Source organism: [Clostridium] fimetarium, from assembly GCF_900111235.1.
GTDB classification, from domain to species: Bacteria; Bacillota; Clostridia; order Lachnospirales; family Lachnospiraceae; genus Clostridium_N; species Clostridium_N fimetarium.
On the sequence record NZ_FOJI01000024.1, the window covers coordinates 1 to 21,357 of the forward strand.

A 21,357-nucleotide genomic window follows, 5' to 3' on the forward strand; every position below is an offset into this window, starting at 1 on the left:
CTGTAGAGGCATTTCAAAAAACATTTAAGCTGACCGCTTAATGTCCATAAGGACAATACCTATTTTAAGGCATAACTTGCGTTATGTCTATTTCTCGTACACAAAATCTCTTCTTTTTTTCCAAAACCACCAATATTCAATTGTCAATTTACATTTGCACCAGTAGATGCTAACTCCGAGAAGTTATATATCTATTCTTAATTAATATAATATTACTATGAATTAGATTATTCAAGTGAGCCATTTTCAACTTATAGTTGAAAAATCTCTTGTTGGTTGACTGATTCTATAATTTTGATAGGTCCTATAATGATATCCACGAAGACTGTGAAGCATATTTGGGTATGTTAGATTCAAAGAGAACAAAATAAATAACTTAATTAATTAGTATTTATAAAAAAAAGTAAGGTGTTGGATAAACCCAAAGTATAAAGAGAGTTACCATGCATATATTATTATAAATACTGTCTAGGAATAATGTATGTATTATAAGAAATGTAATTCATCGAAAAATAATGAGCTGTTTATACACCAAATTGTCAAGACAGAAAGATTCCTTGATCCCAATGATATATATATAACTCAAGGATATAAAATAGAACCGTTTGCACACGGGCTAAATACACCAATTGGGATTGCATTCACAGAAGATGGAGATTTACTGATTGCAGATGATGGTATACTGTCGGGCAATCCCAAAGTATTACTTCTTAGCAAGGGAAATTTCAAATTAATAGCAGATGGATTTAATGTTCCAATATCAGGAATTAATTATAGAAATAAAGATATTTATGTATCTCATAGAGGCGTTATAACAATTGTTAAATTGGATGGGACAAAACAAGACATTATTAAGGGATTACCTAGCAATGGGGATTACAGCAATAATAAAGTGGATTTTGATCTGGATGGAAAAATGTATTTCGGACAAGGAACAGCTACTAATTCTGGTGTTGTTGGAGTAGATAATGAGTGGGTACCAAATTGTTCTTTTTTTCATGATCAACCAGGATCCTATATAATGTTAAATGGACAAAACTTTGAAACGAAAAACATGCTAATACCAGCGGAAGAAATAGCAATTACTGGAGCATATTCTGCATATGGCGTACCGAATTTACAAAGATTTGAAATATTAAAAGGAACAATACGAGCATCAGGTAGTGTGTTAAAATCAAATTCAGATGGTTCAAAATTAGAACTTGTTGCATGGGGATTTAGAAATCCATTTATTGTAAAGCACGACCTATATAATCGATTATTTGTAACGAACCAAGGATATGAGAACAGGGGTAGCAGGCCGATTGCCAATGCTCCGGATGTGATATCATTAATGATCCCAGATACATGGTATGGATTTCCAGATTATTCAGGAGGTGAACTGGTTACATTACCTAAGTTTGCACCGGCAGGAGGGCGACAGCCAGAAATCTTATTTACGAATCATCCGTCTGTTCCTCCAAAATCATTTGCCGTTTTCCCACCAAGTTCTAATATTATGGGTCTGGATTATAATAAATATCCGGATTTTGGCGTTGTAAATGATATGTATATTGCTGAATTTGGTGATAAGGGTAAAAATACTTACACGGAAGTTGAAGATAAATTACATGTAGGTAATCGAATCGCAAAAGTAGATATGAATACAGGAGAAGTATCAACTTTTGCAATTAACAAATCTGGATTTCCTGCATATATCGGTCAAGGGGGTGGTTTGTCAAGGCCAACAGATGTTCAATTTGGACCGGAAAGTGCAATGTATGTTGTTGATTATGCAGTTACGACCAAAGAAAATCCCAATGTTTATATTCCTAATACAGGTGTTATTTGGAAAATAACGAAAACGTAACCGAACGAACTTAATGCTACTTAATTGTGCTAGAATTTATTAAAAGTAGTTGACAAATATAGGAAATTTATATATGATAAATTAATATACTCTTTGCACTGCACACGAATCTACAGTACAAACTGAGCAGGCGATGAATTGATAATAATTATTTAATAATCAATTCGTGGGGCTGGGTCATTACAAGAATGACAGCAGATGACGACTTTATAACATCTGTGGGACAGTAGTTTACTATTATTGTTCCACAGGTGTTTTTTTTATACCCATGGGGACATAGACATTCAAAATATTTGGCAAGTGCCATAGAGTTATCAAAAATGCCGCAAGGCAAAAAGGGAGATAATTTTTATGACAAACGAGCAACAATCTATGAAAGGACTGACGTCCGCCGAAGCAAAAATATTGCAGGAGAAGCACGGAAAGAACGAACTGACATTACAGAAAAAGGAAAGCTTTTTCGTTAAGGTGATACATATAATATGTGAACCGATGTTTTTACTTTTGCTGGTAGCAGCGATTATCTATTTTATTCTTGGAGAGCCACGCGACGGATTAATTATGCTGATATTTGTAGTTGGAATAATTAGCATTGACGTAATTCAAGAATGGAAGACGGATCAAACATTAAATGCATTAAAGGACTTATCAGCACCACGCGTCAGAGTAATTCGTGATGCTAACGAAATTGAGATCGCTAGTGAAGACTTAGTTCCAGGCGATCTAATGATGATTTATGAAGGTGTTAAGATTCCAGCAGATGGTATTGTCGTAAAATGCAATGATCTATGCGTGGATGAATCATCTCTTACAGGTGAAGCTGAGGGTGTTTGGAAAGTAACATTAGAAAATGCAGAGCCTTCAAAGGATTATTGGAGAAAAGATTATTGCTATGCAGGAACGTTGGTAACACAAGGTTCATCTATCATTCAAGTTGATAAAATAGGTACAACAACGGAATATGGAAAAATTGGCGCAAATGTAGCCACCGCTCCAGAGGAATTGTCACCACTACAGATACAAACAGGAAAACTTGTAAAGACTTGTGCGGGTATTGCTGCAGTATTATTTGCTTTAGTTGGTGTGGTAACTTATATTAATATTCCAGACCATACATTTGGCGCCAGAATAATTGAAAGTATTTTATCTGGTATTACACTTGCAATGGCAATGATTCCAGAGGAATTTCCTGTTATTTTGACAGTGTTCCTATCTATGGGTGCATGGAGACTTGCAAAAAAACAGTCACTTGTTAGAAAACTGCCAGCAGTTGAAACACTTGGTGAAGTTTCAGTGCTGTGTGTAGATAAAACAGGTACAATTACGATGAACAAGATGACAGTACAAGATGTATGGTCAATTGATAATGACGAGCATACCTTGTGTGAAACAATGGGTCTTGCTTGTGAGACAGATGCTTATGATCCAATGGAAAAGGCTATGCTTGCACATTGCGAAAAAATGGGAATCACAAAAGATCATCTTTTTAGTGATGAATTAATAACAGAATATGCATTTACAAATGAACTCAAAATGATGGGTCATGTATGGCGCCGCAATGGCAACATTGTGATTGCAGCAAAAGGATCACCGGAGCGTATTTTGACAATTTGTGATCTGTCAGAGACTGAACGTGAAGTAGTTTATCATAAAATAATTGAAATGTCTCAACTAGGACTTCGTGTGATCGCAGTTGCTACTATGAATCCACTATCCCATCGAGATATCCCGAAAGAGATTACAGATTGTACACTGAAACTATGTGGACTCATAGGCCTTGCTGATCCACCGAGAGAAACTGTAAAAAGTGATATCGCAATATGCAATAAAGCTGGTATTCGTGTAGTTATGATTACCGGTGATAACGGAATTACAGCTGCGTCAATTGCAAAACAAATCGGAATGCCAAACAGTGATCACATTATTACAGGTGATATGTTAAATGATATGACGGACGAAGAATTGTGTGAAAAGGTAAAAGATGTCAGCATATTTTCACGTGTTGTGCCTGAACACAAAATGCGTATTGTTAAAGCATTTAAATGTAACGGCGAAATCGTTGCAATGACCGGTGACGGTGTAAACGATGCACCTGCGCTTAAATATGCAGATATTGGAATTGCAATGGGTAAGCGTGGCAGTGAGGTGTCTCGTGAGGCAGCTGATCTGATCTTGTTAGATGATAACTTTACGACAATTGTTGAGAGCGTAGAGGATGGTAGGCGTATTTATGATAATATAAGGAAAGCGGTAGGTTATGTATTTACAATTCATATCCCAATTGCATTTGCATCATTACTTGCACCAATACTTAGCATTAGTCCTACTAATTTATTCTTATTACCGATTCATGTGGTCTTATTAGAACTAATTATTGATCCTACATGCTCAATTGTATTGGAACGACAACCGGCTGAAACAGATATTATGGATAGGAAACCTCGTGACAAAAATGAAAAGATATTAACAGCTAGAACTTTGGCAAAAAGTTTGTTACAGGGGTTTGCGATTTTTGCAGCTTCGTTTACAACTTATTATATTATGCTTTTAAAAAATGTTGATAATGCATCAGTTGCGCGTTCAATGGGTCTTGCAATCATTATGATTTCTAATTTACTACTGGTACAGGTGAATAGTTCAGATTATGATTTTGCATTTCAGTCATTTAAACGCCTTATAAAAGATAAAGTTATGTGGATGGTTAATATTATCAGTATTGCAGGATTGTTGATAATATTATACTCACCACTAAATCAATTTTTAAAGCTTGCACCACTTACATGGATACAATTTATTAGTGTAATAGGCATAGCAATAGTAGCTGTTATGTGGTATGAGGCTGTAAAACTAGTAAATAAATTAATGCACTCAAAAAATAAATAATATATATGATTGATTAGGGTGTTGAAAGTGATTATGAAAGGTTTCTAGTGAATGTTAATTTCTGATTATGCATTTATCTTGCCTTTCCTTCAAGTAGTATATTTTTTACGAGCCTCAGAGATGATAAAAATACTCGCTTACGCTCATTTTTTATCTGAGTCTCGACAACCGAAGCATAATGCTTCGGTTCGCGAGCGGCGTCAAATAGACATGCAAGCATGTCTATTTGACTTGTGCTTTCGCGGAAAATATAAGCACTACTTTCAGCCGGTCTGCGATAAATGAATAATCAGAAATTAATATTCACCGTTTACTTTATAAAATAATTCCTACACGTTTATTATAATAGGAAAGCTAGCTATGAAACCTTAATCATAATTAGATAAAACATAAATAAGCATTAACTTTGAAGTTTGCCTCGTCAAGTAGACGCAGGTACTTCAAAGTTAATGCTTATAATTTTTCGATGAAAGTGACTTGAGATTATTAGCCTAGAAAAACTGAATAAATTATTGATTTAAATATCTACTTTAAGGCTTACATTAAAGTCATTATTAAGTACTTTCAATGATCTCTTATTTTTAATTGCATCATGCAAATTACGGTCATATACAACTAACCTTTTAAAATATTCAATATTATATGCAAGCGTGCATGTATTCATCTTTTCTTCCTCATCCATTAAAGATAAGATTGATGGTCCTTCTTTTTTCATCAATGATTTAAATTTATCATATAATTTTTTGAAATTATCACTTCTTAAATATTCAGCGTCTTTTAAAATAAATGCGTCATAAAATGCACGTACGGTAGTGCTTACTAATTTATAATCATTATATATCTTAAGTTCAGGATACTTTTTATGGATATACATATATCTGTTTATGCTAAATTCAAGGTAATTATTAATTGATTTGCGGGATACATCATTTACAATGCTTTCAGGTCTCGTAACATAAAAATAATTAGTTTGGCTTATTTTCACAATACTGTTTATTTTCTCAAAAATATAAAATATAGTAGCAATATCTTCAAATTCTTTTCCATCTGGGAATCTTACATTCAAAAATAATTCCTTTTTATATAACTTATTCCAGACAAAATTTTGGATTTTATGGTCAATCAGTAATTCTTTTAATGCTTCATTTTTGGAATAAACGCAATCTTTTATTTCAGGATACTGTGCTTTTGAGACAACGTTATTTTCAACTTTGTAATAACTACACATAGATATATCTGTGTCGTATTTTTCAATAGCAGTTACAAGGTTCTCATACATATCAGCAGCAATGTAATCATCGCTATCAACAAACCCAATGTATTTCCCCTTTACTATTTCAAATCCTGCATTCCGCGCAGCTGATAAACCCTTGTTTTCTTGATGTATTACTGTGATCCTAGAGTCTTTTTTAGCATATGTATCACATATTTTTCCACATCCGTCGGGTGAACCATCATCTATAAGTATTATCTGAAGATTTTTGTGCGTTTGTGCAATAATACTTTCCAGGCACTTTTCTAAATAATTTTCAACTTTATATATTGGGACAATTATACTAACCAAAACATTCTCGTTCATAATTTCACGTTTTTCCTTTCATTGAAAAACTTTTTTGATATATGTTACGATTTAGATACTAACGTCTATTCATAAACTGAATTATATATATGAAATTCTGTTAAAAAAGTTCAAAATCTCATTTGCGACAATAAAAAAAACAATGAATACATTGTTTCTTCTAACATAAAAGTAATATTCATTCTGCCTAAATTCCTTGCAAGAAGTTTTGTTCTTAGTAATAGATTCATAGATGTTTGGGATTTGTCAGACAATATCATGTAATAATTGAATATATCTTAATATTGAGTCTGAATTCATTTTAACACTAATAAATCATTTCGTCAAACCGAATTGAATGATTTATCTGTGTGTATTATAAAAAAATAAACACAATTAATTAATTAGAGCAACAATAGAAAAGCAATTCCTGAATTAAACTTAATATATAATAAATTAAACCACATATAAATAGTTTGATTTATCATATTTTAATCTTAAGTTAATGCTTTCCTAATATAATATTAATTATATTCTGGTAAATTATGTATATCCTTTAAAGAAGCAAAGTTGATTGTCAATAAATATTACAAATGTCATATAAATTTGTGAAAAATTTCACTTGAGGACTTCTTTAGAAAAGATTAATCTAAATAAATATTTATATGGAAAATGATGGAATTATAGCTGTATGATTTTATCATTCATCTATATGCGCAAAAAGATGCGCAGGAATGGGGAATGAGATGAAAGTATTTTTTAAGTATGTATTAAGAAGTATGGTTGAGAAGAAGGGGCGATTTTTTTTACTGTTAGTAGCAATCGCATTAAGTACGGCATTATTGGTCATCAGTACAGGACTGATTGATATTATCCTGAATAGTTTTGTAGCACCTCAGTTAGAAGCGTATGAAAACAAACAAATTGCCATTACTTCAACGGATAAAAGTGCAAACTTCTTTGTAGATGAAGGAATTAATACCAGTGGACTTGATCAGAACAGCATTTTGAAGGAAATATATATTAATGGAATGATGGCTGATAAGGTAGATACACAAGATGAAACAATGTTGAATATTTCAATTCGTGCAAGAGATGCACAGTATGTGAATAAAGATGCAATAACACAAGGTAATCTTGATAATTTTAAAGACGAAACCTGTATTGTTTCTGAAAGAGTTGCTAAAAACCGAAATTTGAAAATGGGAGATACATTAGACATAATAATCGGTGGCATCACTAAAAAACTTAAAATAACCGCGGTGAGCGGCAATGTGGGAGTCTTTTATAATGACAGTGCCAATTCATTTTCAGTTATTTTGCCATATGAATATATAAGTAAAGACATGGATGCACAAGGAAAATATAATGTGATTTTAGCTGATTCCTCTGAATCAACAATTCAGGCGGGTGTGGATAAGTTTAATGATAATAATGCTTCATTTTCTTCTGATAAATTATTTGATGAAGAGACCGTGAAGGCTCAGCTTTCAAGCTTTACTTCATTATTGTATGTTATGCTTGTGGTAGTTGTTGTTATGAGTGGAATCATAATATACAGTTCATTTAAATTGATTATAACTGAGAGATTATCAACAATTGGTACGTTCTTAAGTGAGGGAGCTACGGTTGGAAAAGTAAAAGGTATTCTTTACCTCGAAAGTTTCGCCTATGGCCTGTTTGGAGCAGTATTTGGAAATGTACTTGGTGTTATTGGGCTATTTATTGTTAACCGATTAATATCACCATTAAAAGACTATGGTATTTATGGAAAAGTAGATATAAAACCAAATTACATAATCAGTGGTTTTGTATTTGCAATTATCTTATCAGTAATATCTGCGTATTTACCGGTTCGAAAAATATCAAAATTGCAGGTAAAAGATATTATATTAAATGACGTTAGAATATCAAAATCGATTGGTTGGAAAAAATTCATTATAGGAACAACACTGATCGCTTTGTCGATAGGTGCATATCTAATCTGGAGGGATAGCCTGAAAGGATTTGCTGGCGTAGTTTTGATCGTTTCACTTACAGGAGTTATTTTTGCATATCCAAAGTTGATTGATCTTTTATCGAAGCCGATTTACCGCCTACTTAGAGGAAGGAGTAAAAATGTCATATATGCAATTAATAATCTCCGTACGTCAAAGGTATTGCTTGGAAATATATCGCTAATCATAATATCTTTGGTTTCAATTATAACAATCGTATCATTGGGAAGTAGTATGATAAAAGTTGTTACAGAGGCATACACTGATCTTGGATATGATATCCAGATAAACAATATTTCTACAATTAGGGAAAGTGCTGATACATCGACCGCAGATTATTTGGTGACGAAGTTAAAAGATGCAGGCATTAAAGAGAGTCAGATCAATCGTATGACCTATCAATATGCTTCTATGAGTAGTGCAATATCTGGTAAAGACATATCTTTTCAAGCGATAGGTATGGATATAGATAAATATACACAATATAACCAGTATCTTCATCTTGAAAAATCTGAATATAGCAATGCTATAAAAGAGTTTAAAGGAGCTGATGCAGGGGTGATTATAACGACAGCATTAAGCAAACAAATAGATAAAAAAGCAGGGGACACGGTTGAAATCACATGTAATGATGTGAAAAAGACATTGACGATATCTGGTGTTATTGACGGTATGCTTTTTAATAATGGTTATTTTGTCTTGATTAAAAATAGCACAATGAAAGAACAATATGGTCTAATGTCAGCTAATACAATTACTTTTAATACTGACAAAAATATAGATACTGTATTACACGATCTGAAACCAATATTACGTAGTGTGGGCGCTTCAGCACAATCAAGAGATGAGATGTGTAAGGAGAATCTTGCAAATAATCAAATAATGGTAGATGCAATGAGTATATTTTCTTATTTGGCCATCGTGATTGCGTCACTTGGAATTGTGAATAATGTCTCAATCAGCTTTTTACAAAGGAAAAGTGAGTTTGCAATTCTATCTGCAGTTGGAATGGATAATTCAGGAAGGCTTAAAATATTATTCTTTGAATCAATTGCATCCGTTACATGGGCTATGCTGATAACTTCCGTGTATTGTATATTTGGTCTAAAATTAATATCGGTTGTGACAAAATCAATTGGGTTTGATATGGCAATAGCACTTGATTACAAATCGTTACCTATGATATTCGTATTTTCACTTGTGATTGTCTTGATTGCAACACTGCCAGTTTGCTTTAAGAGTAGGAAGCTTTCGATTATACAGGAAATAAAGTACGAGTAAGGGTCGGTTTGAGTGTTAAAAAGATGGAATGGGGATGAATATTGATTTAGGATCAAGTTGTAAACGGGAGGTGGTGAGTGAATATTAATTTGTAATTATACTTTGCCTTGCCTTTCCTTCAAGCAGCACATTTTTTTGCAAGCCTCAGAGATGATGAAAAGTCTCACTTCGTTCGATTTTCATCTGAGTCTTGGAAAAAATGTAAGCGCAGCTTTCAGACGGTCTGCGGAAAAGTATAATTACAAATTAATATTCACGAGTTACTTTGTTGAGGGGGATTTGAGGGATAAATTAATATTCATGGTTGGTTTGTAGTTTGAGATGGGGTTTAATACTAAAACCGGGGAATAAAAGAAGTAAAAGCAAAAAGCAAAAGCAAATGCAAAAGCAAAATAAAAACTAAAACTAAAACTTAAATTTAAACCAAAATCAAACAGAAACAGTAATAGTAATAGTAATAGAAACAGCAATAGAAACAGCAATAGAAACAGCAATAGAAACAGCAATAGAAACAGCAATAGAAACTGCAATAGAAACAGCAACAGAAACTGCAACAGAAACTGCAACAGAAACAGAAACAGCATTAGAAACAGCAATAGAAACAATAACAGAAACTGCAACAGAAACAGAAACAGAAACAGAAACAGAAACAAGGATAGAGATAGAAATAGAAATAGAGATAGAAATAGAGATAGAAATAGAAATAGAGATAGAGATAGAGATATGGGTACGGGAAAAGGTTGGGAGAAAATAAAAAAGGGAGCCATGCATGCAAGGAATCTTTCAACTATTTAAAGAGCAGTATTTTGATCTGGGATTGAAATGCGCATGGGTATAAGAATGAAAGCGATAGAAGTGAATGGATTGACAAAAACATTTGTAACTGGGAAAGAAGAAGCAAATGTATTGAAGGAACTTAATTTTAGTGTTGATAAAGGTGAATTCGTATCTATTATGGGACCATCAGGAAGTGGAAAATCGACGTTATTGTATCTGCTGGGGGGGCTTGATAAACCAACTAGCGGAACAATTATGCTTGAAGGGGAAGATTTAAGTAAGGTTAAGAAGAAAGCAATGAGTAAGCTCAGAAGAAGTAAAATAGGATTTGTATTTCAATTTTATAATTTGGTTCAAAACTTGAATGTTGAAGATAATATCATGCTTCCAATTATATTAGATGGAAAAAAACCTAAAAAATATGAAGAGAAGTTGACGGAGATACTTGACATTATTGGGCTTTCTGATAAGAGAAAATCGACACCTCGTGAGTTGTCTGGTGGTCAGCAGCAAAGAGTTGCTATCGCTCGGGCATTGATTTCTGAGCCAGATATTATATTCCTTGATGAGCCAATTGGTAATCTTGACTCAAAGACAGGTAAGGAGATTATGGAACTATTTAAAGATATTAATGTGAAATATGGGAAAACATTAATTCAGGTTACACATTCACAAAGCGCAGCAAAGTATGGTACAACAATTATTCGATTAGTGGATGGTGAAATCGTTGAGCAAAGTCAAGTGGTTGATTTGTAAAAAGGAAAACTTCCGGTAAAACTGTTAGTAAAACTGCTTTGAATTAAGTTTATATAAATAGTTTAACAAAATTTAACTTGTATTTTCATGTTAATACCATTTATAATAGATATATTAATTTAGTCTAACTCAAAGGAGCCCTAATGTTTGGATATGTAACGGCTTACAAACCAGAATTGAAAATGAAAGACTTTTCAAAATATAAAGCTTTTTATTGCGGTCTTTGTAAGACGTTACAGAGAAATTATGGCTTCAAGGGTCAGATGACATTATCTTATGATATGACATTTCTGATTGTTTTGATGACGTCATTATATGAATGTCCCACTACAAAAGAGGAAAACAGGTGCGTGGTTCATCCGATAGGTAAGAAAGAGATGTTTGTGAATGAGATTACGGAGTATGTTGCCGATCTTAATATAGTTCTCTCCTATTATCATTTTGTGGATGACTGGATGGATGAAAAAAGTCAGGCTGGTTTAGCAGGTCTGAGAGCATTTCGTAACGCATATGTGCGTATTGAATCAAAGTATCCCGACAAATGCGCAGTAATTAAAAAGTCACTTCGAAAATTACACAATTTAGAAAAGAATAATGAGACAAATATTGATAAGGTTGCTGGTTGTTTCGGTGATTTAATGGGAGAATTACTGGTCTATAAGAAAGATTTATGGGAAGAAGACCTTAGAAGAACAGGATTCTATCTTGGAAAGTTTGTATATATAATGGATGCTTATGATGATATTGAAAAGGATATTAAGTCAGGAAGCTATAATCCTTTGAAAAATATTTATATGAGCAACGAGAAAAAAAGTATTACAAGTGAGTATGAGGTTTCGTGTAATACAATGCTTACAATGATGATGGCAGAGTGCACAGAAAGTTTTGAGAGACTTCCTTGTGTTGAAAGCATAGATATATTGAGAAATATCCTATATGTTGGTGTCTGGAATAAATTTGATAAAAAACGCAAAGAAAAGTACCCCGATGAAATGCAAAGTAATCAAACTGAAATGCAAAGTAATCAAGATCAAATACAAGTTAATCAAGATGAAATACAAAGTAATCAAGATCAAATACAAGTTAATCAAGATGAAATAAATGCAAAGTAATCAAGATCAAATACACGTTAGTAAAGACGAAATACAATCAAAAAAAGGAAGTACAGCAGAATGATAAATGATCCATACCAAGTATTAGGCGTTTCTCAAAACGCATCAAATGACGAAATTAAAAAGGCATATCGAGAACTAAGTAGAAAATATCATCCAGATTCATACGTTAATAATCCATTGTCGGGTTTGGCAGAAGAGAAGTTTAAGGAAGTCCAGGAAGCTTATAAACAGGTTATGGATATGAAAGAAAATGGTTCTAGCTCAGGGTTTAGCGGTACTTCATCATATTCTGGTAATTCTAGTTCAGATGATATGGCAAAATATAATTCTGCAAGAACATATATTAATGCAAGACAATACGCACAAGCATCAAATATATTAGCAGGAATGTCAAACAGAAGTGGTGAATGGCATTATCTATATGCTGTTACAAGTATGGGTACTGGTAATAATGTAGAGGCGCTTAATCATGCGCAACAGGCAGTATCAATGGATCCTAATAACAAAGAATATGCCAACTTTTTAAACCAGCTTCAGATGAGAGGTAACAGATACCAGACAAATGGTGGAGCTTTCGGACAAAGACAGACTGGTGGACTTGGAACTGGTAACTTATGTTGTGATTTATGGTGTGCAGACTCACTTTGTGAGTGTATGGGAGGAGATCTCTGTTCATGCATGTAAAAGCAAAAAGAATAGCAGTGCTTGGATTATTATTGGCCATAGCGGTGATTATGATAGTCCTTAGTGGAACAATTGAAATGAGTACATTGTTTTTTCTCGCAGGTGCATCATTTTGCGTAGGAATTGCAATAAGGGAATATGGAGTGCAGATGGGTATCGCATTTTTGATAGCCAGTGTAATTCTTGGTTTCTTGTTGGCACCGAATAAACTTTACTGCATTACCTATTCAGTCATGGCATTATATATACTGCTTAGTGAAATGGTATGGAATGGGGTTAGCAAATCGCTAAGAATTAAAAATCCTATAAAAGTATTTTCAATTTTAAAATATGTTATATTTAACATCTTATATATTCCATTAATATTGATTGCACCTAAGTTAGTCTATCAAGGTGAAATCAATATTTGGATTTTGGTAGCAGTAATAGTAGGCGGACAGATAGGTTTATTTTTGTTTGATAAAGTATATTGCTACTTTCAAAGCCAAATATGGGGAAAATTTAGAAAAAGCCTTGAATAAGAGGCTTTTTTTTGTTGTGGAAGACCTAAAATTTTGACTTTTCTCGCACCGTATTAGTGACATTTTGATTCCCAAAATCAAAGATGATTTAATGGCTTTTCATAATAATAATGAGTTTGAGAAGTAGATGAAGCAAAAACGTTTGAGAAGTAGATGAAGCAAAAACGTTGACAATAATTATAAAGGATGATATATTACACAGTGTGTAGTACTACACGGTGTGACATACTGCGCAATCAATATTATTAAACAGTTAGATGGGGAAAAAGTGCTATTCAAGGAGGCAGCGTATGGATTTAGAAAAACTAAAAAAGAAATACATTCCAATGACAGAAACTTTTTTTTATATTCTTTCTGCAATGATTGAGGCAAGGCACGGATATGCGGTCATTAAATATGTGGAGGAAGTCACAAAAGGGCGTATTATATTAGGCTCTGGAACTATTTATGGAACACTTAATAAAATGCAGCGTGATGGGTTAATCGTTTTGTTTGAAGATGTAAATCGTAAAACCGTTTATATTATTACGGAACTTGGCAAGCAATTGTTAAGTGAAGAAATCAGAAGATTAACACTTGTACACAGCTATGCGAAACAAGTGGAGGGGATGCTATGAGAAAGATTAGACCATTTTGGGGTAATGATGTAGTTAAAACTGAGATATGGCTTGATGCACTTAGTAAAAGAGGCTGGGAATTAAAAAGGATCCATTTCAAATGTGGGATCTTTGAATTTGAGCCTTGCGAAGCAACAAAGAAGAATCATCGAATTGTTTATCAAAAGGGATTTTCAGGCGTTTCCGAATGTATTCCCCAAAATCTGGTCGAAGATGGATATAAAGAAGTTTGTTGTGGTAAAAATTTCTATGTGCTATCGACAGAAAAGGAGCCTATGAGTGCACCTTCCTATGCTGGATTTTTGGAACGTAATCAAAAAAGAGCATATGTGACAGGCATTATCGCTTTGATAGGGACTTTCTGGTTTTCTTTAATATTTATATTTTTACTGATGATTTTTGGTGTTGTTTTTTTTGGAGGTGGGACAATAGAGTCTGGATCCCAAGATAATACTCAATTTGTTTTTTCTTGGATTGAAATTGTGATCAGTATTGCGCAGTTTTTACCGACGGCAGTATATCTTGTGTGTTTAGGTACTTGGATTAAGCTAAGGAAAACGAATAAACAGCTTGTTTTACTCTGTGGGGAAAAAGTAAACCTAAAGTTCACTAGGCCTGTCGAACTAATTCGTTCAAAGCAAGAAATTAAAAAATCAAAAAAGGAAAAATTGCTTCATTTTTGATTAGGATGTGAAAAGTAATTATGAAAGGTGTCGAGTGAATATTAATTTTTGATTATGCATTTTATCTTGCCTTTCCTTCAAGTAGTATATTTTTTACGAGCCTCAAAAATGATAAAAAAACTCGCTTACGCTCATTTTTTATCTGAGTCTCGACAAAATATAAGCACTACTTTCAGCCGGTCTGCGATAAATGAATAATCAGAAATTAATATTCATGGTTTACTTTACAAAAAAATTTCCATACGTATATCATAATCATAAAAAATGCGAAAAAACATTGAAAGGCTCTGAAGTACTGTTGTTTAGTGGTATATTCTCAATAACTTTCAAAGCTTATTATGACACCTTAATCAGTTTTAAGAACATATAACAATACATATAAACAAAAAGAACTGCCTGATATAAGGTGGTTTTTTTTGGAAATTATTAAAATATTACATTTGGAGTGGTTGAAAAGGATGAGATTGTTGCGGCTGCATATTGTAGGTATCTAGTCTTTTAAAATAAAGTTTACGAATGACTGTAAGAAATACAAGCATAGTCGTAATATATAACTTTATGAGGTTTTTTGAAATTTTTAGTTTAGAAATCTTGAGATTTAATGTATAATGTAATAGTGATTTTTAAAGGGGAGTTATATATTTAGTGATTTTATTAGGGGAAATAATTATAAACAATTAAACAATTAGACGAGTAGAGGAAAATACATGCAAATAGATAAGATGATGGATAGGATAGAAGATAAATATGTAATTTTAGATCAATATTTTGGGTATGCGCAGTTTCGGGAGGGGCAGGAAGAATTAATTGATAGCATTATGTCAGGTAATGATGCATTTGGAATAATGCCTACGGGTGCCGGAAAATCAATGTGTTTTCAGATACCGGCTTTGATGTTGCCAGGCGTAACGTTGGTTATATCACCGTTGATTTCGCTGATGAAAGATCAAGTAAGAGCATTGAATGAGGCTGGTGTTCATGCTGCCTTCTTTAATAGTTCTTTATCGTCGGTGCAGTATTTAAAAGCGCTGGAATTAGCAAAACAAGGAAAATATAAGATTATTTATGTGGCTCCGGAGCGTTTGCTACTAGATAATTTTATTGAATTTGCAAAATGTGTGGATATTTCGATGATCAGTGTTGATGAAGCACATTGTGTATCGCAGTGGGGACAGGACTTTCGACCAAGCTATTTAAAGATTATGGAGTTTGTAGATAGACTTGACAATCGACCGATTATCAGTGCATTTACCGCAACAGCGACGAAGGCGGTTATGGAAGATGTTATAAGTGTTCTACATTTAAATCATCCGAAAGTAGTAGCGACTGGATTTGATCGAAATAATCTCTTCTACAGCGTGAAAAATCCAAGCGATAAGATGGCTGAAGTTGAGAATTATGTGAAAGAGAATAGTGACAAGAGTGGAATTATATATTGCGCGACAAGAAAATCGGTTGAGGAAGTTTGCTTGAATTTACAAAGGGATGGATACCCAGTTACTAGATATCATGCGGGTCTTAGTGACAATGAGCGCAGGCAGAACCAAGATGATTTTATATATGATGTGAAACCGATTATGGTAGCAACAAATGCATTTGGTATGGGAATTGATAAGTCCAATGTTAGATATGTAATTCATTATAATATGCCAAAGGATATCGAGAGTTATTATCAAGAGGCAGGACGAGCTGGTAGGGATGGAGAAGAAAGCGAATGCATGCTCTTATATGCGCCCAAAGACGTTCGTTTAAATGAATTCTTTATTGAAAGTAATCGTGACAATGAAGAACTGGATTCGGAAACGCTTGAGTTAATTATAGCAAGAGACCGTGAGCGCCTAAAGATTATGACTTTTTACTGCAATACGAATGAGTGTTTACGTGACTACATATTACGGTATTTTGGCGAGTATGGCTCTAATTTTTGCGGAAAGTGTTCTAATTGTCTGACGGAGTTTGAAACGACTGATATCACAGACATTGCCCAAACAATAGTTGGGTGTGTGGAAGCCTCAAGACAACGATATGGAATGACTGTAGTGATTGATACAGTCCATGGCGCTAATAATATCAAGGTACGCCAATACAAGATGGATCAAAATGAGTATTATGGAAAGTTAGAACATATACCAATATTTAGATTGCGCCAAGTTATGAATTTTTTGATGTTAAATGGCTATCTATTCCTGACAAATGATGAATATGCAATTTTAAGATTGACAGGAAAGTCTCATGAAATTCATGAATTAACCATGAAAGTTGCGAAAGAGCGAGAAACATCAAGTAAAAGTGGGAGTAAGAATTCAACTAAGAAATCTAAGAAACTTGAAGACATGGGTGATATTAACTTTGAACTCTTCGAAGCGTTAAGAGCATTACGTATGGAAATCGCAAGGGAAGAGCATATGCCCCCATACATTATATTCTCAGATAAGAGTTTGAAGGATATGTGCATTAAACTTCCGATGAATACAGAAGAATTTCTTGGAGTATCAGGTGTAGGACAGAATAAATGTGATAAATATGGTGAAAAATTTATAAAAGTGATACAATTAAAGGCTTAAATAAAGAATATTTATTAGCAATATAAAAATAGATTTAAAATGAAATTGGAGTTGTGGTGTATACATGAATATTTCTATGGATGAAATTAAAAATATAGCAGATAAAAGGTCTTATTCTCGTGGTGTCGAGTTGAATAAGAGGAATATGGTATATGGTATAAAAAGTGAATACAAGACGGAAGATGATGTTCATATTAGTGGCTATGTAGAAGGCAGCTACGATAATGAATATTATGTAAGTATGTATTACGATGAAAAAAATGAAGAAATTTATGATTATCAGTGTGAATGTCCTGCATACCATCAGTATAAGGGAATGTGCAAGCATTGTGTCGCTTTGGCACTATCATTTTCAAATACAATTGAAAGTAAAAAGAGTGCATTAGAATCATTAAAAAAAGGCAGTGAAGTATTTGCAAAGCAAAATCATGTAGTTAATAGTAATATACCTACCAAGAATCTGGCTAATAAGAATACCGTTAACAAAAATATAGGGACAAGCAAAGAAATTAAAAATATTATATTTAATTCATCAATGGAAAACAAGTTAAAGTATATTCAGCCAGACATTACAGGGAAAATCGATTTAACACCGACACTATATCGTACCTATTGGGGATGGTCTATCGATTTTAAAATAGGTTCAGACCATCAATATATATTAAAAGATATCAATAAATTACTGTCATTGATTGAGGGAAAAGAAGAATTTTCATATGGGATGAAATTGAAATTTATACATGATTATAGCGCATTTACAAAGGACGCTCAAGTGATGATAGAGTTTCTCAGAACTTACATGAAGACATATAAGAATAATACGGGGAAAGGCTATCCGTATTTGCCTGCAATCAGAGAGTTAGAATTACCAAATCAAGCATTAACAGAATTGTTACATACGATGTGTGGTAAGCAAATAGCCATGGCTAACTCAATTATTGATAGTAGATATATTACTATATTAAGTGGTAATCCAATACTTAGAACAACGCTTGAAAAGGCTAGAAAAGGAAATGGATATACGCTGCGACTTCCAGCTTTAGAAAGTATTGGTGACAAAGACAGGTTATTTGTAAGAATGTTGGATAAAGTGTATGAATGCGATAAGGAATTTTCAAAACAAATGCATCCAATATGCGAAATATGTGATTATTTTGATGAAAAATCATTTGATATCAATAAAAATGATATGGCATCATTTTGTAGTACGGTACTTCCAGTTCTAAAAAAGTATACTAATTTTGAATCGATAGAAGATGTGGAAGAATATATTCCCCAAGAGCCAGTAATTAAAATTTATCTAGATAAAGTAGATGAAAAAATCACTTGCAAATTAAATGCTGATTATGGGAGTGAAATCTATAATATTCTTAAAAGTGTGAATATTGCCGATGCATTCAGAGATGTTGAAAAAGAAAGCGGAACATTATACAAGGCAATGCAGTATTTTGATAAAAAAGAAGCGGAAGTTTTACTATACTTAGATGAGAATAATGAAGAAAAAGTATATGATCTTATTATGAATGGAATTGAAGAATTCAAGGAATATGGTGAGGTATATGTTTCAGAACAGTTCAAAAAAATGCGCGTTAATTCTTCACCTAAGATTTCTGTTGGTGTCTCAATTAAAGCGGGATTATTAGATTTACAAATTGATACGGGTGATTTTCCACAAAAAGAATTAGATGGAATCCTACAAAACTATAGAGCACGTAAGAAGTATTATCGCCTAAAAAATGGAGAATTTGTGAGTCTTGAAGATAATTCATTGTCAGTTCTTTCGGAATTAGCGGATAGTTTGGCGATAAAGAATAAGGATATGACGCAAGGTAGCATTCAATTGCCAATATACAGATCGATGTATGTAGAACAGCTGCTAAAAGACAATGACGTTAGTGATTTAGAAATCAAGAAGGATAAGGGGTTTAAGTCAATTATTCGTGATATTAAATCGTTTGAAGATAGTGATTTTGAAATACCAGAGACACTTGATCATGTTATGAAAAATTATCAAAAAATCGGCTATCGTTGGCTTAGAACAATTGATAGATTGGGATTTGGCGGAATACTTGCAGATGATATGGGTCTTGGAAAAAGTATTCAGATTATAGCTTATTTGCTCAGTAAAAAGCTTGAATCTGACGAAAGAAATACCAGTTTAATTGTCTGCCCAGCGTCACTAATTTATAATTGGGAAAATGAAATCAATAAATTTGGCGAACAGTTAAAAACCTTAATTGTAGCAGGAAATAGTAGCGAAAGAAAAGAATGCCTGAAAAATTATAGTGATTATGATGTTGTAGTAACTTCTTATGATTTATTAAAGAGGGATTTAGATCAATATAAAACGTTCGATTTCTATGCTGTGATTATTGATGAGGCCCAAAACATTAAGAATCATACGACTTTAGTTGCAAAAGCAGTGAAGTTGATTAAAGCGAAGGTGAGATTTGCGTTAACAGGTACGCCAATAGAAAATCGACTTAGTGAACTTTGGAGTATATTTGATTTCTTAATGCCAGGAGTATTATATTCGTATCAAAGATTCAAAAAGGATTATGAAATAAATATAATTCAAAATTCAGATGAAGGTGCTGTAAGAAAACTTCAAAGAATGATAAAACCATTTATAATGAGAAGAATTAAAGAAGATGTATTAAAAGAGATCCCAGATAAAAATGAAGAAATCATATACACAAAATTATCTGAAGAACAAGAGAAACTATATTATGCCAATTTGCAGCAAATCAAAAAAGGCTTACATCAAAAATCATCATCAGAGTTTAACGCTGAAAAGCTGAAAATATTAGCAGCAATCACAAGACTACGCCAGATATGTTGTGCACCTGCGTTGGTGTATGAAGATTACCAAGGCGAATCAGCAAAAATGGATACTTGCCTTGAATTAATCCATAACGCAATTGAAGGTGGACATAAGATATTGCTGTTTTCACAATTTACAAGTATATTTGACTTGTTAGAACCACGGTTGAAAAAGGAAAAAATAACGTTTTTCCGACTTGATGGATCGACAAATAAGCTCAAGCGAGCATTAATGGTCGATGATTTTAATAGCGATAATACGCCATTGTTTTTGATTTCCTTGAAAGCAGGGGGAACTGGTTTGAATCTTACCAGCGCAAGTATAGTAATACATTTTGATCCATGGTGGAATATCGCCGCTCAAAATCAAGCAACGGACAGAACGCATAGAATCGGACAAACCAAGGTGGTTTCGGTATTTAAACTAATTGCAAAGAATACAATTGAGGAAAAAATACTTCTACTACAAGATGCAAAGCAAGAACTTTCTGATCAGATAATTAATGAAGGCGGTGCTTCAATTGCAAACTTGACGAAGGATGATTTTGAGCAGTTACTTGAAGGCATGTAATAAAGGGGTGGTTAGGGTTGCGCTATTTACCAAAATCGCCATTATAGATATCTTCAATCAACTTCTCAAAGTTTTCTCTTTGCGTATGGCGATTATTATAAAGTATTTCTTTTGAAGTTACGATGCTATTTAAACTTTTAGCATTTAAGGAGTCCATTCTATAAAAATTTTCAGTGGTATACAAATATCTTAGATTTTTGCCTATTTTATAAAGAACTTCATTATGCGTTCCATTTGAAAACCCTTTCATTTTAGAGGTGCCTGCATGTTGATGAGCAAAGAATATTGATTTGGCGAGCCAACCTTTTTTTGCGATTCCCATAATTGCGGAATTTGTTAGTACAAAGTTTATATATTCAGTAAATTCGGTAAAACTGCCTGAATGTGTCTTTATTCCAACAATAGGATACCATAATCCTTTGATTTTCCCAAGATTCGTTCCGGATGAACGATAATAAGGCAAAGTCACACGTTCTATTCCATAGGCATATTGAATGCTTACATCTATTAGGCCAATCATTCTAAATGTCTTGCTGGAATACAAATTTGCTTTGAAGCTTTCTGGATACATTTTTAATATTCGAATTGAATCTGTCATAATTCTCCTCATTTTTGCGAATTATTGCTTATATCTGGTTTGTATATATTATGAGTAAAGCCTCTATTATGTTACGTAAT

14 protein-coding genes and 1 riboswitch are annotated in these 21,357 nt (G+C 33.2%); of the genes, 11 read left to right on the plus strand and 3 right to left on the minus strand.

The annotated features are described in order from the left end of the window. Positions 1-481: 481 nt before the first annotated feature. Both BMY18_RS19385 and BMY18_RS19390 read left to right on the plus strand, forming a co-directional pair. Positions 482-1,849: a PQQ-dependent sugar dehydrogenase gene (locus BMY18_RS19385; protein ID WP_092457869.1), complete on the plus strand. Its 1,368-nt coding sequence runs from the start codon at positions 482-484 to the stop codon at positions 1,847-1,849. A gap of 112 nt (positions 1,850-1,961) precedes the next feature. Next, positions 1,962-2,078: riboswitch (NiCo riboswitch) on the plus strand. A gap of 122 nt (positions 2,079-2,200) precedes the next feature. Beyond that, complete coding sequence (locus BMY18_RS19390; RefSeq protein ID WP_092457872.1) at positions 2,201-4,732, plus strand: cation-translocating P-type ATPase; 2,532 nt, start codon at positions 2,201-2,203, stop codon at positions 4,730-4,732. A gap of 517 nt (positions 4,733-5,249) precedes the next feature. Here the strand turns inward: BMY18_RS19390 and BMY18_RS19395 are convergent. Next, positions 5,250-6,311 carry a glycosyltransferase gene (locus tag BMY18_RS19395; protein WP_092457875.1) on the minus strand — a complete coding sequence of 354 codons (1,062 nt, stop codon included), beginning with the start codon at positions 6,309-6,311 and terminating at the stop codon, positions 5,250-5,252. A gap of 725 nt (positions 6,312-7,036) precedes the next feature. Between BMY18_RS19395 and BMY18_RS19400 the strand changes: the two genes are divergently transcribed. Continuing rightward, positions 7,037-9,568, plus strand: coding sequence for an ABC transporter permease (locus BMY18_RS19400; RefSeq protein ID WP_170841510.1), 2,532 nt, complete (start codon positions 7,037-7,039; stop codon positions 9,566-9,568). Positions 9,569-9,997: 429 nt separating this feature from the next. On the opposite strand, the gene BMY18_RS19405 is transcribed toward BMY18_RS19400, so the two are convergent. Further along, a complete protein-coding gene (locus BMY18_RS19405) occupies positions 9,998-10,339 on the minus strand; it encodes a hypothetical protein (protein ID WP_092457881.1) in 342 nt (113 codons plus the stop codon). Between the two features lie 69 nt (positions 10,340-10,408). On the opposite strand from BMY18_RS19405, the gene BMY18_RS19410 reads away from it, so the two are divergent. The 8 genes from BMY18_RS19410 to BMY18_RS19445 all read left to right on the plus strand — a co-directional run bounded on the left by BMY18_RS19410 (position 10,409) and on the right by BMY18_RS19445 (position 20,679). Further along, positions 10,409-11,101: an ABC transporter ATP-binding protein gene (locus BMY18_RS19410; protein ID WP_092457884.1), complete on the plus strand. Its 693-nt coding sequence runs from the start codon at positions 10,409-10,411 to the stop codon at positions 11,099-11,101. A gap of 143 nt (positions 11,102-11,244) precedes the next feature. After that, positions 11,245-12,213, plus strand: coding sequence for a DUF5685 family protein (locus tag BMY18_RS19415; protein WP_242941088.1), 969 nt, complete (start codon positions 11,245-11,247; stop codon positions 12,211-12,213). Between the two features lie 60 nt (positions 12,214-12,273). Then, the gene (locus BMY18_RS19420) at positions 12,274-12,900 is read left to right on the plus strand and encodes a J domain-containing protein (protein WP_092457887.1); all 627 of its coding nucleotides are present in this window, start codon (positions 12,274-12,276) and stop codon (positions 12,898-12,900) included. After that, a complete protein-coding gene (locus BMY18_RS19425) occupies positions 12,891-13,421 on the plus strand; it encodes a hypothetical protein (RefSeq protein WP_092457890.1) in 531 nt (176 codons plus the stop codon). Before BMY18_RS19420 ends, BMY18_RS19425 begins: the two co-directional genes overlap by 10 nt. 290 nt (positions 13,422-13,711) lie before the next feature. Beyond that, entirely contained in the window at positions 13,712-14,038 is a 327-nt protein-coding gene (locus tag BMY18_RS19430) for a PadR family transcriptional regulator (protein WP_092457893.1), read from the plus strand. Next, a complete protein-coding gene (locus BMY18_RS19435) occupies positions 14,035-14,721 on the plus strand; it encodes a DUF2812 domain-containing protein (RefSeq protein WP_092457896.1) in 687 nt (228 codons plus the stop codon). Before BMY18_RS19430 ends, BMY18_RS19435 begins: the two co-directional genes overlap by 4 nt. A 707-nt stretch (positions 14,722-15,428) precedes the next feature. Continuing rightward, positions 15,429-17,285 (plus strand): DNA helicase RecQ, encoded by a 1,857-nt coding sequence (gene recQ / locus BMY18_RS19440; RefSeq protein ID WP_242941089.1) that lies wholly within the window; start codon positions 15,429-15,431, stop codon positions 17,283-17,285. Between the two features lie 64 nt (positions 17,286-17,349). After that, positions 17,350-20,679 carry an SNF2 helicase associated domain-containing protein gene (locus BMY18_RS19445; RefSeq protein WP_092457899.1) on the plus strand — a complete coding sequence of 1,110 codons (3,330 nt, stop codon included), beginning with the start codon at positions 17,350-17,352 and terminating at the stop codon, positions 20,677-20,679. A 22-nt stretch (positions 20,680-20,701) separates the two neighbouring features. Here the strand turns inward: BMY18_RS19445 and BMY18_RS19450 are convergent, their stop codons facing one another. After that, entirely contained in the window at positions 20,702-21,277 is a 576-nt protein-coding gene (locus BMY18_RS19450; protein WP_092457902.1) for a hypothetical protein, read from the minus strand. Positions 21,278-21,357: the final 80 nt, after the last annotated feature.

What these genes read in the sequence shown, in the direction of transcription:
- BMY18_RS19385 (WP_092457869.1), top strand. Translation starts at nt 482, where the DNA reads ATGTATTATAAGAAATGTAATTCATCGAAAAATAATGAGCTGTTTATA.
- BMY18_RS19390 (WP_092457872.1), top strand. Translation starts at nt 2,201, where the DNA reads ATGACAAACGAGCAACAATCTATGAAAGGACTGACGTCCGCCGAAGCA.
- BMY18_RS19395 (WP_092457875.1), bottom strand. Translation starts at nt 6,311, where the DNA reads ATGAACGAGAATGTTTTGGTTAGTATAATTGTCCCAATATATAAAGTT.
- BMY18_RS19400 (WP_170841510.1), top strand. Translation starts at nt 7,037, where the DNA reads ATGAAAGTATTTTTTAAGTATGTATTAAGAAGTATGGTTGAGAAGAAG.
- BMY18_RS19405 (WP_092457881.1), bottom strand. Translation starts at nt 10,339, where the DNA reads ATGCATGGCTCCCTTTTTTATTTTCTCCCAACCTTTTCCCGTACCCAT.
- BMY18_RS19410 (WP_092457884.1), top strand. Translation starts at nt 10,409, where the DNA reads ATGAAAGCGATAGAAGTGAATGGATTGACAAAAACATTTGTAACTGGG.
- BMY18_RS19415 (WP_242941088.1), top strand. Translation starts at nt 11,245, where the DNA reads ATGTTTGGATATGTAACGGCTTACAAACCAGAATTGAAAATGAAAGAC.
- BMY18_RS19420 (WP_092457887.1), top strand. Translation starts at nt 12,274, where the DNA reads ATGATAAATGATCCATACCAAGTATTAGGCGTTTCTCAAAACGCATCA.
- BMY18_RS19425 (WP_092457890.1), top strand. Translation starts at nt 12,891, where the DNA reads ATGCATGTAAAAGCAAAAAGAATAGCAGTGCTTGGATTATTATTGGCC.
- BMY18_RS19430 (WP_092457893.1), top strand. Translation starts at nt 13,712, where the DNA reads ATGGATTTAGAAAAACTAAAAAAGAAATACATTCCAATGACAGAAACT.
- BMY18_RS19435 (WP_092457896.1), top strand. Translation starts at nt 14,035, where the DNA reads ATGAGAAAGATTAGACCATTTTGGGGTAATGATGTAGTTAAAACTGAG.
- recQ (WP_242941089.1), top strand. Translation starts at nt 15,429, where the DNA reads ATGCAAATAGATAAGATGATGGATAGGATAGAAGATAAATATGTAATT.
- BMY18_RS19445 (WP_092457899.1), top strand. Translation starts at nt 17,350, where the DNA reads ATGAATATTTCTATGGATGAAATTAAAAATATAGCAGATAAAAGGTCT.
- BMY18_RS19450 (WP_092457902.1), bottom strand. Translation starts at nt 21,277, where the DNA reads ATGACAGATTCAATTCGAATATTAAAAATGTATCCAGAAAGCTTCAAA.